The organism is Cohnella sp. GCM10020058 (assembly GCF_042683485.1).
Lineage (GTDB): Bacteria > Bacillota > Bacilli > Paenibacillales > Paenibacillaceae > Cohnella.
In genome coordinates this window covers 635841-650812 of record NZ_JBHUJV010000001.1, presented here as the reverse complement: position 1 = coordinate 650812, position 14972 = coordinate 635841, and the positions used below count along the sequence as shown (strand labels likewise).

Here is a 14972-nt window from a genome sequence, read left to right as displayed (position 1 = left end):
TGAACTTATGTTTTAATTTTCCTATTGGACATACTTCCCCATGCTAGTGCTAGCCTATCTTTGAATTATGAATGGACAATGAACAATAAATTACAAATTTGGCGAACGCGTCAGCCGCTTCCGCTCGCTAACCGGGTATCGTCACTCGAAACGTCGTCCCCTCGCCGATGCGGCTGAACGCCTGGATCGTCCCGCCGTGCCTGTGGACGATGGCCTGCACGATCGACAGTCCAAGCCCCGTGCCGCCCGAAGACCGGGAGCGAGAGCCGTCTCCCCGATAGAAGCGGTCGTAGATATAAGGCAGCTGGTCCTCGGGTATGCCGTCGCCGGTATCGGACACCTCTACGACGCAGGCTCCGCCCGCCTCCAGCGCGCGAACCGCGATCGACCGCTCGTCCGGAATGTGACGGATCGCGTTGAACAGCAGGTTTGTCCAGACCTGGTGAAGCAGCGCCTCGTCGCCGCGTATCGTAAGGCTTGGCGGCACCGATAGCTTGACCGACAGCTGCTTTTCCGACAGCTGCCACTGCATCAGCCGCAGCGCATGCTGAAGCTGCCGTCTCAGCGGGTGCTCCCGCTTGTCCAGACGCTCGCCGTCGGCACGGTCGAGCGTGGACAACAGCAGCAGCTGCCGGCTCATCTCCGCCAGCCTCCGCGCTTCTTGGCCTACGATGTACGCATATTCGATTCGCGTAGCGGCGTCCAGCTCCGGCTGCTGCAAAATATCCGCGAAGCCCTGGATCGAGGATAGCGGCGTATGAATCTCGTGCGATACGTTCGCGACGAAGTCCCGCTTGGCGAGGTCCGACCGCTCCAGCTCCCGGCTCATCGTCTCGAAGTGACGCGCCAATTGGCCGATCTCATCTCTTCGGTTCGTGTTGAGCCGAATCTTGTATTCGCCCTGCGCGAGGCGCTTGGTCGCTTCGGTCAATTGCGTGACAGGCTGAACCAGGTAGCGCGTGCTGAGCAGGAAGCTCGGAATGCTGAACGCGACCGTAAATACGAAAATAAGCGCGAAAAAGACGCGCAGCTCCCCAAACTGAAGACGGACGTCGGGCCGCAAAAACATCGCATAGTTCATCCCGGAGATTTGAAGCGGGACGCCTACGGTGTTGCTTAAGCCGTTCTCGAAGTATCCCGTCAAAAACGGCGAATCTGGATAATGGGCGATGCCGTGATAGACGTTCCCCGCCAGCACCTGCTCGCGCACGTCCAAGGCCAGATTCTTTTTGCGAAAAGAATGCCCGAAATAAAACTCGCGCCCGGTACGATCGGTCAAATAAATCTGGTAGCCGAGCGAGGACGCATTGCGCATATAATCTCCGACCGCCTCGGGGTATTGCTCGACGAACGTCCGCGCGTCCTCCGCAATGCCGATCATCTTGGCGTCGTGCAGCGGCTTGAGCTTCCAATGATAATACGCGTTCGATACGGAAAATCCGAGCACGCTGCTCAGCGCCACCGTATACAGAATAATGACGAAAACGCGGAAATACAGCGACTTCATGAGCCGGCAGCCTCGATCTTGTAGCCGATCCCCCGGACCGTATGGATGGAAAAATGCCGCTCGCTGCCGACGAACCTTTTGCGCAGGCGCTTGATATGTACGTCCACCGTCCGTTCGTCGCCCACGTAGTCCTGTCCCCAAACGAGGCGGATCAGATCGTCGCGGGAAAAGAGGCGGCCGGGATACTGCGCCATCTGCGCCAGCAGCTCGAACTCCTTGAGCGGCAATACGATCACGCTGTCTCCGTCGATGACTTCATAATTTTGCAGGTCGATCACGAATTCGCCCAGCCTGATCTTCCCGCTCGACGGGACCAGATAACGCCGGAAGAGCGCCTTGACGCGAAACAGCAGCTCCTGAAGCTCGTAGGGCTTGGTGATATAGTCGTCTGTACCGCTAAGAAACCCGCGCTCCTTGTCCGCCAGCTGATCCCTGGCCGTAAGCATGATGATCGGTATATCGTAGCTGTCGCGGATATGCTCGCATAGGGTCCAGCCATCGACCTTCGGCATCATGACGTCGACGATCGCCAGATCGATCGCCTGCTCCCTGAGCACCTCGATCGCCTGCTCGCCGTCCTGCGCCTCGATCACGCGATAGCCCTGACGCGTCATGAAGTGATTCAGCAGCGACCGGTGATGGATGTCGTCGTCCGTAACCAGCAATTGCTTCATAAACTCGTCTTCACCCGCCCGCAATCGTATACGTTAACGGTCATGCCCCAAACGCCTCTTTCCTCCCAATAGATGAGATCTCTTTTATATTAAACGATATTGATTCTCATTATCAACGTATAATTATTAAATGGCGGACTTCCTTCAGATTAGAGGGGTTATATGAACATTGTATGAATGATAGATTACAAATCTATCGGCAATCGATGGCGTGGCAAGAAATCTATGATAGTCGCTACCGAAAATATCTGCGCAGCGGCTGCTCCGAACGGCATGATGCATTCCAAGCGGGATGTGACGGATTCCTTTATTCCGGTTCGCCGGACACGTCTAAACAACAAAAAGCACGTCCGGTTGGACGTGCTTTTTGTTGTTTGGCAGCGTTTGGCGTTAGGGATAAGTAATATGGCTAGTCAGGCTGAGCGTGCCGATCTGCGGATTCCAACCGTTCGTCGGCGACGGCTTGAATACAATCTTCAGATACTTGGTGCCGGCCGGCAAGTCCCCGCTGTAGTTCCGTTCGCTCCAGCTTCCGGACTTCGCCACCGTATCTTTGGTCGGCGTGAACAAGGCGTACGTCACGTTGTCTGAAGAGACGTACAATTCGAGATCATCCACCGCCTCGTAAGGCCAAACCCAGGATTTAGCCGTGAACCGGGACAAATCCATGTCTGGCTCCGCTTGGTAAACCACATATTCCTCCGCATTCGACGTTCTCATCAGTCTCGAGGTATCGTTGCCGATTTGTCCCGAGTTGGAGCCGGTGAGCACCAGACGTGCACTGCGGGCGAACACATGACTGAAGTCGTTCAAGTCGTCCGTCACCGTGATGCTCGGAACCTTGCTCGTGATACGGACATCGCCGATCTGCGGATTCCAAGAGTAAGCGGAATTTAACCGGAAGACGATCTTGAGATACTTGGTGCCTTGAGGCAACGATCCGCTGTAACTGACCTTCGTCCACCTCAGCAGCTCCGTTGTTTGGGTAGGCGTATACAGGGTATAGACGGCATTGTCCGGCGAAGTATAGATCTCGAAATCCGTCCGGGCTTCATAAGGATAGAACCAGGTCGTGACTTCGAAGTCCGTCATATCCATGCTGTACGGAGCTTTGTAGACCAGGTACTCTCCCGCATCGGTACTGACTGTCTTCCGGATAACGCGAAACGCATCGTCGTTAAAGTAAGGCGGGCTGCCGGATTCAAATGTGAGATTGGTGCTGCGCGCCAGTACTTTGCTGAAGTCGTTCAGCGGATCGTTCAGCGTATATTCCCTCATCGCCGGAGGTGAAGCGGTCGCAAGCTTGCTCGTGATCCTGACCTCTCCGATCTGCGAATTCCAGACGTAGGCCGAATTCTGCTGGAAGACGATCTTCAGGAACTTCGTGCCCGCGGGCAGCGTGCCGCTATAATTAACCTTCGTCCACCTCAGCAGCTCCGTCGCCTTGGTAGGGGTATACAGGGTGTAAGTCAAGTCGTCCGGCGAAGTGTAGATCGCGTAATCCGTCTTGGTCTCGTAAGGATAGAACCAGGTCGTGACGTCGAAGTCTGTCATCTCCCTGTTGTCGGCGGCCTTGTAGATGAGATACTCGCCCGTCGTCCCCTTCGTCGTCCGAATGGCGCGGGAGGTGTCGCCGTTGAAGTACGGCGGCGTTCCCCGTTCAAAGTCCAAGTTGGCGCTCCGCGCGTAAACTTGCGTGTAATCGTCCAATACGTCCACCGTCGTCAAAACCTCGGGCTCCGGCTCCGTCGGAGGAATAACCGGAGGAATCGGCGAAGGCGTCGGCAGCGGAGTCGACACGCTTGCGTCGTACTGGAAGCGGACCGAGTGGGAACGTCCGTTCTTCTGATTCGTGTTCACTTCGAATTTGATCGTCGGGCTCAGCTGAAGCACCGTAACGGTCGAATCCTGCTCCAGCACGGACAGCCCTTCCCTCGCGATCTCGAATGTAAGCTTGGTCTGGAGCTGCGTAGGATCGGACACAGCGACATCCAGCTCTCCCGCCTCGTCCTTCATCGTGATCGAAGAGGCGTTCGATGCGGTTACCCTGCCCACCGTGCCGGGTTGCCAGAAGTTGGCGCCGAATAGGTTTGTCGTCTTTTCCCGCACGGCCTGGATGTTCCGGTTGTTCGCGACGATCTCGACATCGGGATTCGAGCTGTAGGACGCCGTCTCCGCGGCCGTCTTGTTAGGCAGGACGACATACGAATAATCCTTGTTAACCGGACTTTTACCATGATCGTACCACATCGTCAAGTAATTTCGACTGATGTCCGTCGTCGCTCCCGCGGTCGTCAGCTGCGAATACTTGCCTACGGATGCGGCACGGCCGGCTTTGATCGTGGCCGGCTGCGGGAAGTAGTAGCCGCCCGTTCCCTCCAGATACGCGTAGGAGACGTTGCTCATCTCCTCTTGCCAGCCTAATCCGACCGGCTTGGAGACGCCGTTGACGATGAACGTTTCATCCCCTTTGGCCACTCGCGTATTGTGCAGCGGATCCAGGACGGGTCCCAGCGCATTCGGTGCGTACAGCTGAATCTCCGATACCCGGCCCGGATGCCCTTCTCCGTCCTCGTGCAAGGTGAATTTGACGTATCTGGCCGTCGTATCGTCAAAATCGTACGCGCGGATCTCCGAGGTCTGCCCCGCGCTGCTGCCGCTATAAACCGCCGACCATACCGATTGATCCGCGGAAGCCTCGATATCGAAGCTGTATTCCCGATTGTGGCCATCCGGGAAGCCAATGCCTGCGTAACCCAGCTGAACGTTGCTGCCCATATCCAATACCAACGATTGCCCTTCGGCTCCGGCCGTCCAGGAGGTCGCGATATCGAAATCGTTGACTTCGTCAATGCCGGATCCATAGGTCGCGTCTGTCACGCTCGTTGCGCTGAGCGGTTTGACGGAAGGCGGGATCATCGCATTGCCGGCCGAACTCGGCGCATAAATCTGCACCTCGCTGTAGCTGTTCCATAAGTTTAAAGAATTCCCGTATCCGAGAATCTTCACGTACCTGGCCTGAACGTCCGGGAAATCGAACGTTTGAATCACCGTATCGTCGCTTACGATGCTGGAATTGCCGCTGAATACCGTATTCCAATTAACGTTATCTTCCGAGACCAGGATATCGAATGCGGACGTTCTCGTATTTTGAACAAAGAAGCTTATGCCGACATAGCCAATTGGCTGCGTCTTGCCGAGATCGAACTGAATCCATTGGCCGGTTCCTGAAGACGACCATCGCGTCCCTATATTGTTATCGTACGTATTGCCGGGAAGGTTGCCGTCGTTGCCGCTGTCGGTAACGGCAGCCACCTTGTGGCGCAGCGGTTCGGAGCCGATCGGCTCCGTTGCCGGAGAGCCCGGATCGATGCCTTGCGTCGATCTCTCCGCGTTCAGCATCCGATTATCGATCGTCGTCTCGATCGTCCGGTTATCGGTGCTGTTGATTCCCGCGCCTAGCGCTACCACTTCGTCGTCGAACATAAACCACGACTTCTTGGCCGTTAACGAGCTTCCGTATGCCTTGTAGTCCATGCCGACAGTCGCGTCCTGCCCCTGGAGCTCCGAACCGCCCGCGAAGGTTTTCGGGCTTCGATATCCGGCTCCTTCGCTGTCCGTTCTCGCCATCGTATCGACCGTCGTTCCGGGAAGCCGGTACTTGTTCACCGTAGGCCAGTAATCGTAATACTGCCGCTGATCTCCGTTGTACAGGTAAGTCATGCCGGAGCCGGTATACCAGCCCGTCAGGTTCTCGCCATTCGTCGTTTCATACGTCCCGATCCGATTGGAGGACATGCTGACCCCGAAGCCGAAGCCGGGCCGCAGATGGACTGCCCGGTCCATTCCGGCATACACATTGCTCAGCGTCAATTCGTCTCTAGGCTGGATGGACGCATCGTTTATAATAGCCAAAGTCTCGATCGCGGAGGTTAAGCTAACGTCATTGTAATAATCGAATTCGGTATCCGCCAGCAGCCAGGCTTTGACCATGGACTTCAACCTTCCGACGTGCTCCGCGGGAGCCATCTGCGCCAATCGCACGATTGCCGCGATCGTTCGGTGCCCCGTATTATGAGCCTGATCGTAGCTCCTCGAGACGGCTCTTCCCCGCGTCATGTCCATAAACGCGCCATTGTAGATCAGCGGCTCGTAGGCGTCGTACACCCATTGGTAAACCCGGCTCGCATCCGGATCGATCGGCTCCCAGGAGGAACCATCCAGCATGTACAAGACATTCCCGAGTTCTTGCAACAAGCTTGCGCCATATCCGCCCGTGTAAGCATACACCTCATGCTGGACGAACGAACCGTCCTCGTAGAAGCCGTCGCCTACGGTCACGTAGTCGAACACCGGGCTGAGTCCGTCCCTGGCCAGAACGAGCTTGGCCGCCGACTTGACCAGAATGCCGCGCAAGGCGATGATATTGCATTTCCAAACGAGATTGGCCCCGGTGTTGACCCCTTGTTTATAATTCACTTCCTCCGGAACGGGGGAGAACCTGTCGATCGGCTTCATGTAATTCGCGATCTGCGTCGGCGTCAAGTCATCGTACATAATGACGACGGCGTCGTTCAGCTGCAGCGGAGAGCCGATCTCCCAATCCCACCAATTGTCGTAATACGCCCTCGTTTCGTTGTACCGGTTGGCATACATCCAATCCAGCGCACCTATAATATCTGTCTTCAGCTGCTGGTTGCCGTAGACGCTCGAGCCGACCGTCGCGTAGGCAATGGCCATGTCCTTGATTCGCTGATACGCTTGGGTGACCTGCCCGGATACGGCAGCGCTCGCCAGATCGCTCCACAAGTAAGCTCGGCTGGCGCTCTTGTTCATCGTGCTCCAGGTGGTCTGACTTAACAGGTTTAGCTTACGGGCAATGACCGGATCGTTAACGTCGTAGCCGTTGCCGCCGATTAAGCTGTCTCTCCATTTAAGACGCATGGTATCGAATTCATCCGAGGAAGCGCTTACTTTTGATGGCGAAAAGGCACCCAACAAGGCTACGATTAAAGCCGCGACTAACAGCATGCTGATCTTGCTTTTCATGTTCATCACGTTTACACCCCGTTTCTGGATTTTAATGCCTGTAGGCGAAGCCATAGAAAAAGCGCAGGAGGTTTTGCTTCAATCGCTGCAATCTCCTGCGCGCTTAACCTTTCACTCCCCTCTTCTATTTTTTAGTGGCGTTATACCAATCCGAAGCTTGCTTGATCGCGTCGGCTCCTCCCAGAGACTTGTATTCCTTCACGAATTCATCGAAGTAATCGAGCGGCTTCTCTCCCAAAATGATCTGCGTGGCCGTCTCCAGATAGAGAGGCATGCCCGTATAGCCGAAGCCCGGCACTTCAGGCGAGTTGGTCTTGATCGCCGGCATGCCCGTCATTAAATTCGGAATCGATTCGTTGCGGGCGACCTCGTAAGCGAGCTTCTGCTTCTCGAAAGCCTCGTCGTTCCCCAGCTTGGTCTTGAGCAGCTCTTCGTTGTAGCCGACGATGTTGAAGACGATCGACCGCCACGTGCTGGTCTTCGCGTCGACGTCCTTCTGCTGGTCGTAGACGATTTTCCCGCCGTCCTTGGTGTACGTGTCTCCCGGAATGCCGAAGTTGACGAATTCCTGCCCTTCTTCCGATGCCAGCCAGTCGAAGAACTTAACGGCCGCGGCCGGATCCTTCACTTTTTTGGTGATGAGATAGACTTTGTTGGTGGAGGTTCTTAAAGAACCGACATCCGTCACGCCGGGCGCCTTCGGCGTAGGGATCGCGATGACGTCCGGATGTTCGTTCGGCAACGACTTGTTCAGGCGGTCCTGCCAATCCCACGCCAGAGCCGGGTCATGGTTCCACATGCCGACGATGCCTTGCTGAATCTTCTGCTCCCAGACGTTGCGCTTGTTCGTCGTGAACTCGCTGTCGATCAGCTTCTCCTCGTACATCGTCCGCATAAATGCGAGACCTTCCTTGTGGTTGCTCGTTATGAAGCCCGGCAGCAGCTCGTTATTCTCGTACTTGGCCGTGGTATGATTCTGACCGTACATGCCGAAGAGATTGTTCACCCAGGTCATATTCTCGCGGGAGGAGAACGGAATCTCGTCCTTCTGTCCGTTGCCGTTCGGGTCCTTGTCCCGGAATGCCCGGAGCAACGTAAGCAGTTCATCCGGCGTCTTGGGCGCTTCCGTGATGCCCACTTTATCCATCCAGTCCTTGCGAACGTAGATGATGCTGTTCTCCGTGACGTTGCCGCCGGCGGGTTCCGGAATGCCCATGATCTTGCCGTCGATCGTCACCGCGTCCCATGCGGCTTGGGGAATGACTTTCTTGAGATTAGGACCGTATTTATCGATATAATCATTGAGCTCGAGCAGTTGGTTGTTGTTGTACAGCTCGCCTCCCGCATTCCAGCCCATGACGACGTCCGGAATATCGCCTGCCGCATACTTGGTGCTGAGCTGCCCGTCCATCTGGGTATGCGGAAAGAAAACGACGTCCAGCTTCGTATTCGTCTTCTCCGCCAAATACTTAAGCGTCGGATTGTCCATCGTAGCGCCGCCGGGAACCGGCTGGCTGAAGTCGGACGTGAAGATGCGGAGCGGCACCGGTTCGGTGGCGGCGCTCGGACTTGCCGAGGCTCCCGCCGATGCTTTCGCGGTTTCTGTCGCGGCCGAAGGCGACGCAACCTTATTCTCGTTATTCCCCGACCCGCAGGCGGTCATCGCAACGACTAACGTTGCGGCGACGACACCTAACAACCCCTTTTGTTTGTTGACCATCGTTTAGTGGCCTCCCAGTTCATTTGGCATCTATATGAAGACAGCGTCCTCATAACGTTTTGACGATTATCCCTTGACGGAGCCCAGCGTGGCTCCCTTGATGAAGTAGCTTTGGATGAACGGATAGATGAGGACGATCGGCGCCGTGGCCAAGACGATGGTAGCCATCTCGATAGCGGCCGGAACGAGCGTGATCGAAGCCTCGCCGTTCGCCGCGGCGACGATATCGTTGCTGTTGCCCATGGAGATCAGCGAGAAGATGTACATTTGGAGCGTTTGCATATTGCGGTCGTTCAAGAACATCAACGGCCCCATATACGAGTTCCAATGGCCGACGGCATAGAACAAGAGCAGCGTGACGATAATCGGCATGGACAGCGGGACGACGATGCGGGCCACCACCCGGAACTCGCCCATCCCGTCCACCTTGGCCGCGTCGAACAGTTCTTCGGGAAGCGATCGGAAGAAGGTCAGGCAGAGAATCAAGTTGAACGCGGAGATCGCGCCCGGGATGACCAGCGCCCACATGGAGTTGATCAGGCCCAGCGATTTGACGACCAGATAGGAGGGGATCATCGGCGCCTGGAACACCATCGTGAAGACGATGAACAGCATGAGGAATCGGCGTCCGCGCAGCCAGCTCTTAGATAAGGGATAAGCGCCGAGGACGGTAAAGAACATATTGAACGCCGTAGCGATGAAGACCACCTTGACGGTCATCCAAGCCGCCCTCCAGAAGGTAGGGGTCTGAACGACCATCTGGATGTTTTCCATCGTCGGCTCCACCGGCCAGAGGAGCACGCGGTTGTGGATGATCGCCTGAGAAGAGCTGAAGGCGCCGGCAATGACATGCAAGATGGGAACCAGGGAAACGAAGGCGATGAACGCGAGCAGCAGATAGTTCATCACGTCGAACGCCCGCTCCCCGCGGGAAGATCGGATACGCATGACAGCCTCCTCAGTACAAGCCTTCGCCCGTTATTTTATTGCTTAGCCTGTTGACGCTGACCAGCAGAACGAAGCCGATCAGCGACTTGGACAGCCCGATCGCCGTCGTGATGCTGAATTGGCCGTTCACGATGCCCGAGCGATAGGCGTACGTGTCCAACACTTCTCCGACCGAATACGTCATGGGACTCAAGAACACGTAGATTTGCTCGAAGCCGACGTCGAGCACGTTCCCGATCTTAAGCAGCATCAGGATGACGATGGCGGGAAGCAATCCGGGAAAGGTAATGTGCACGAACTGTCTCCAGCGGTTGGCTCCGTCCACCTGCGCCGCTTCATAGAGCGAAGGAGAGATTCCGGTCAGCGCGGCCAGGAAGATGATGGTGCTCCAGCCCATCTCCTTCCACACTCCCGCTCCGACGACAAGCGCACGGAAGTATTCCGGAGCCTGAAGCAGCGCAATGGGCTCGAAGCCGAAGCGAGCCAGCAATTGGGTCACCAAGCCCGTCTGGATCGAGAACATCATATAAGCCAATCCGTACACCAGCGCCCAAGACAAGAAGTGCGGAAGATAGACGAGGGTCTGGATCGTGCGCTTATAGGCGGTTCGGCGAATCTCGTTGAGCAGAAGGGCCAGAATGATCGGAGCCGGGAAGGCGAACACGATCTGGTAGAACGAGAAAATCACCGTGTTCTTGAAGACATTCAGCATTCTTGGCTGCGTCACTAACGTCTCGAACCACTGGAACCCGACCCACTCGCTTCCGAGGAACCCTTCGAAGATGTTGTAATCCTTGAAAGCGATTACGATCCCCAGCAGGGGAAGATACTTGAACGTGAGAAAATAGACAAACATGGGAACGATCATGACGTACAGCGGCCAATTCTTCTTTATGAACTTCGCGAGCGATTCCCTCGCGGGGCGTTCGATGACGATCGATCGGCTGACGGCCGGAAGCTTTTGTCGTACGCCGGCATACGACATTTTTCTACCGCTCATTGCGATCCCCACCTCCTTAAGGCCAATTATAAGGAATGGGGAAACCGGGCAGTAGAAGTCTATCTTTCGATTTATAGGGGTTATATTCGGATCGAGACTAAGATTTCATCCGTTTCTTGTAATCCAGCGGGGTCATGCCATAGAACTTCTTGAAGGTCTGGGAAAAATAAGGAACATCCTCGTACCCTATCTCGCCGGCGATCTCGTACACCTTGGCGGAGGTCTCGAGCAGCAGACTGCGCGCTTTGCGCATCCGTTCCGCGACGAGGTAGCTCCAGACCGTGATCCCGGTCTCTTGCTTGAATAGGGTGCACATGTACGTCTTGTTCATCTCGACCCGATCCGCCAGCTCCTGCAAATTGATGTCTTTGGACAAATGCGCCTGAATGTAGCTTTTTACCGACTCGATCTTCCGGATCGACTGGGTATCCCGGACGCCGCGCATCGCTTCCACCAATCGGCTCGAGCCTTCTTCCAGCCGATGCACGGCGCAGATGCGGAAGTGGCTGCGAACGTCGGATAGCGGGAGCGTCCGGCCGCCGAGCTCCGGATCCCCATCCTCCTCCAGCTCCAGGCGCAGCTTGTCCTCCGCCAGCTCTTCGATCAGCGTCTGAATCCAGACATGGGACAACGCGTTTAAGAGGTAGTACTTTTCGCCGACCCATGACTCCAGCAATTCCAGCGTGTCGACGATGAGCAGCGGCAAGGTCTCCGTATGAAGCGTACGGATCTGGTTCAGCCAGCGGTCCAGGAAAGCCCGGTGATGCGGCAGCTTGCGAAGCATGACGGAGGCTGCGTCCCGAAGCCGCTCCTGGCGGAGACGGTCGGCAGCCGCATGCAGCGAACGGTCGAGCAAGCGCGTGTCTACCGGCTTCAGGATGTAGTCCAGCGCCTTCAGCTGAATGCTTGTCTTGGCATATTCAAAGTCGTCATAGCTGGATACGACCATGCACGCCATCCAGGGATATAGACCATTGATGCGGTCGATTAAGGCAAGACCGTCCATGACCGGCATCCGAATGTCGGTGATGCACAGGTCGGCATAATGATCGTCCAGCCAGGCCAACGCTTTCTCTCCGTTGGATGCGGTCCCGGCTACGACCGTAGAAGCGCCGATCTCCTCGACGGACTGGGTCAAGCTCTCCCGAATGAGCGGCGAGTCGTCCACGAGCAATATACGGATCATAGCGGATACACATCCTTTGAGTAATAAGGAAATACAATGGCGATCTGCGTTGCGCCTTGATCCGTCACGGACAGGGAGACGCCGGACCGGCTGTCCTTGTAAAAGGTGCGCAGCCGATAATGAACGTTCAGCACGCCGATCCGCGAGAGCTGCATAAACGCCTGCGCCGGCTGTTCGAGCGCCAGCGCCTCTTGCAGCTCCGCCAGCTTCTCCTCGGTGAATCCGCTGCCGTTGTCCTCGATCTCGATGCGCACGTACGCCTCTCCGTCCCGCCGCGCCGATATTCGGATCAACATCGGTTCAGCCGTCGTCTCGTAGCCGTGCTTGATGCTGTTCTCTACGAACGGCTGGAGGATCGCCTTTAGGGATCGCGCCTCTTTGACTTCTTCATCCATTTCGATGCAAAACTTCACGTCATCCCGATAGAGGATGCCGATAATATGCATATAATCGGATACATGCTTCAGCTCGTCCTCCAGCAATACCAAAGATTGCTGATAGTTGGACGTATACCGCAGCATATTGGACAAGGCAACCGCCGTATCCATAATCCCGCGGTGCCGGGCGAGATTCGCCATGGCATTGATCGACTCCATCGCGTTGAACAAAAAGTGGGAGTTGATCTGCGACTGCAGGGCCGACAATATCGCTTGCTGCTGCACGATCCGGGATTCCGCAAGCTGCTCGATGGATGCATCGATCCGGTCGAGCAAATGATTGTAGGCCATGCCCAGCTCGGCCACTTCATCGCTCCCTTTCGCGTCCACGCGAACGTCCAATCGTCCCATGCGGGTCAAGCCGATCGTTTTCCGGAGTGCCTTCAGCCGCGCCGTGATCGAGGAAGCGACTCCGAACACCAGCAAGCTGGCAATGACGATGCCGCCGAGCGTCATGACGGTCGTCCAGTTGCGTATGCTGATGATGCTTTTGGCCAACTCGCGGTACGGGATGAGCGATACGATCTTCCAGCCGGTCTGCGGGATGGTCTGGTACACGATCATTCGCTTCGTCTGCTTCTCATAGTAGGAACCCGAATCGCTTCGGTTCAGCACGCTTTGCAGCCGGTCGTCGATAAGACTGCCCACCGAGCTCTGATCATGGGCGGTGATGATGGCGCCGCTGCCGTCTACGATAAACGTGCTGCCCGTGTCGCCGAGCTTGACGGCGTCCAGAATGGCCTGCGTGGACTTCAGGGAGATATCCATCTGTAAGTAGGAGGACGTCTTGCCATAGCTGTACTGCTGCAAGTACGTCAGTACGGGGAGCTTTTCGGCAGCGCCGTTGTGGTTCACATAGGTAGTATTCAGGTTAACCGATCTCGTGATCTCGCCTTTGAACGGAAGATGTCCGAACCACGGCTCCCGCTCCATCGCATATCCGGTCTTCAGCATCGCGTCCCCGCTGTCCGGATTCCGGTACGCGCTCTGGTAGCCGTCGCCGCTATAGAACACGATGGCGAGCAACTCCGGATGATAGGCGATGAAGGGCTCGATATATTTGATTTCCATGTTCCTGTAGGTTCTGTAAATATGGTAAGCGTTTGCATTCGGCGCCATGGACCAATCGCGGAAATCGACCGTTGTTCCCAGCATCCGAAAAAAATGCTCGTTGTCCTCGATATATCGGCTTAAGTTGAAGTTGGCTTGCGTCAAGATTTGATTGCTGAACCGGGTCACGTCCGAATCGATCGCATCGATGCTTTTGCGATAGTTCACCGTCCCGATCACCGCGGTCACGATCATGATTATAGCCGTAATCAAGACAACGAGCTTCCATTGCAGCGAATGCCGCATCTTACGAAACAAGCGTGCCACCTCCCGAATTGCACGGATTCCAATCGTTGCGCTATGCCCTATCTTAATCCAGAATTCGGGATGATGGAATCCTATGCCAATTAATCGGCCATCCTTTTATGGCGTTATGCCCTCAATCGTTCGTTTTCCAAAAGGCTCGACGAAAAAATCAGAGAGAAATCGGACAAAAAGCTGCTCTGTCGGCAGCAGCTTGCGCTGCGTCGGAGAGATTACGCCCACCGTTCGCGTTACAAGAGGATCGATCAAAGGGATTTTTACCGTGGAAGGCGGAATATTGTCCACCAGCGTCACCTCCGGCATGAGCGCCACGCCGAGACCGGCGGAGACCAGTCCCTTTAACGCATCGATATCGTCGCCCTCGAACGCAATGTGCGGCACGATGCCGATCTCCCGGCATGCGTTCAGCACGATCTCCCGAAAAATCGTTCCTTCCGGCAACGTGACGAACGGAGCGTCCTTCAGCTCCGACAGCCGTATGCCGGATTGACGGGCAAGCGGGTGGTGAACCGGCAGCAGGACGACGATGTTTTCGGTGAAAAGCAATTGGGAGCGAATCTTTTTTTCCGCCGCCGGCAAGGGCGCGATTAAGGCGAGATTGTATTCGCCGTGTATGACGCCGTCAATCAGGTCGCGGTAGAGTCCTTGCCGCATTTGAAACTTCGCTTCCGGATACCGCTGGCGAAAAGCGTAGATGGCCGTCGGCATCACATGGGCGGCCAGGCTGATCGGAAAAGCGATGCGGACCGTTCCCTTCTCCGGCTCCAAGCATTCCTGCACCTCGCGCTCCGCCTCCCCGATCATGTTCATGATCTGCTCTACGCGCGCCAGGAACATCCTTCCGGTCGGCGTGAGCTTCACGCGGCGCCCCTCGCGGACGAACAGATCCACGCCAAGCTCGCTCTCCAACTGCATAAGCTGCCTGCTTACCGACGACTGCGCGACATGCAGGGCATCGGCCGCCTCCGTCACATGCTCGCGCTTGGCCACTTCCATGAAGTACCGCATCTGTCTGATTTCCAGCATGCCCGCCCCTCCTTTATGCTTAAAACGCATGAACTTCATCTGAACTGAATA

General features: G+C 56.0%; 9 protein-coding genes. All 9 read right to left on the bottom strand.

The genetic code is table 11. The features are described from left to right. Nucleotides 1–127: 127 nt before the first annotated feature. Nucleotides 128–1507 carry a sensor histidine kinase gene (locus ACFSR7_RS02515; RefSeq protein ID WP_378158832.1) on the bottom strand — a complete coding sequence of 460 codons (1380 nt, stop codon included), beginning with the start codon at nt 1505–1507 and terminating at the stop codon, nt 128–130. Continuing rightward, a complete protein-coding gene (locus tag ACFSR7_RS02510; protein ID WP_378158831.1) occupies nt 1504–2181 on the bottom strand; it encodes a response regulator transcription factor in 678 nt (225 codons plus the stop codon). Before ACFSR7_RS02510 ends, ACFSR7_RS02515 begins: the two co-directional genes overlap by 4 nt. 390 nt (nt 2182–2571) lie before the next feature. After that, nucleotides 2572–7236 (bottom strand): polysaccharide lyase family 8 super-sandwich domain-containing protein, encoded by a 4665-nt coding sequence (locus ACFSR7_RS02505; protein ID WP_378159064.1) that lies wholly within the window; start codon nt 7234–7236, stop codon nt 2572–2574. A gap of 118 nt (nt 7237–7354) precedes the next feature. Continuing rightward, a complete protein-coding gene (locus ACFSR7_RS02500; RefSeq protein ID WP_378158830.1) occupies nt 7355–8950 on the bottom strand; it encodes an extracellular solute-binding protein in 1596 nt (531 codons plus the stop codon). Between the two features lie 66 nt (nt 8951–9016). Continuing rightward, nucleotides 9017–9898, bottom strand: a complete 882-nt coding sequence (locus tag ACFSR7_RS02495) for a carbohydrate ABC transporter permease (protein WP_378158828.1) — start codon at nt 9896–9898, stop codon at nt 9017–9019. A 10-nt stretch (nt 9899–9908) separates the two neighbouring features. Next, a complete protein-coding gene (locus tag ACFSR7_RS02490) occupies nt 9909–10898 on the bottom strand; it encodes an ABC transporter permease (RefSeq protein WP_378158827.1) in 990 nt (329 codons plus the stop codon). A 97-nt stretch (nt 10899–10995) separates the two neighbouring features. After that, a complete protein-coding gene (locus ACFSR7_RS02485; RefSeq protein WP_378158825.1) occupies nt 10996–12084 on the bottom strand; it encodes a response regulator in 1089 nt (362 codons plus the stop codon). Further along, complete coding sequence (locus ACFSR7_RS02480) at nt 12081–13889, bottom strand: cache domain-containing sensor histidine kinase (protein WP_378158824.1); 1809 nt, start codon at nt 13887–13889, stop codon at nt 12081–12083. The genes ACFSR7_RS02485 and ACFSR7_RS02480 overlap by 4 nt, the downstream gene beginning before the upstream one ends. A 105-nt stretch (nt 13890–13994) precedes the next feature. Continuing rightward, nucleotides 13995–14918: a glutamate biosynthesis transcriptional regulator GltC gene (gene gltC, locus ACFSR7_RS02475; RefSeq protein WP_378159063.1), complete on the bottom strand. Its 924-nt coding sequence runs from the start codon at nt 14916–14918 to the stop codon at nt 13995–13997. Between the last annotated feature and the right edge of the window lie 54 nt (nt 14919–14972).

Coding starts and splice junctions, on each gene's coding strand:
- ACFSR7_RS02515 (WP_378158832.1), bottom strand. CDS start 1,507: ATGAAGTCGCTGTATTTCCGCGTTTTCGTCATTATTCTGTATACGGTG.
- ACFSR7_RS02510 (WP_378158831.1), bottom strand. CDS start 2,181: ATGAAGCAATTGCTGGTTACGGACGACGACATCCATCACCGGTCGCTG.
- ACFSR7_RS02505 (WP_378159064.1), bottom strand. CDS start 7,236: ATGAACATGAAAAGCAAGATCAGCATGCTGTTAGTCGCGGCTTTAATC.
- ACFSR7_RS02500 (WP_378158830.1), bottom strand. CDS start 8,950: ATGGTCAACAAACAAAAGGGGTTGTTAGGTGTCGTCGCCGCAACGTTA.
- ACFSR7_RS02495 (WP_378158828.1), bottom strand. CDS start 9,898: ATGCGTATCCGATCTTCCCGCGGGGAGCGGGCGTTCGACGTGATGAAC.
- ACFSR7_RS02490 (WP_378158827.1), bottom strand. CDS start 10,898: ATGAGCGGTAGAAAAATGTCGTATGCCGGCGTACGACAAAAGCTTCCG.
- ACFSR7_RS02485 (WP_378158825.1), bottom strand. CDS start 12,084: ATGATCCGTATATTGCTCGTGGACGACTCGCCGCTCATTCGGGAGAGC.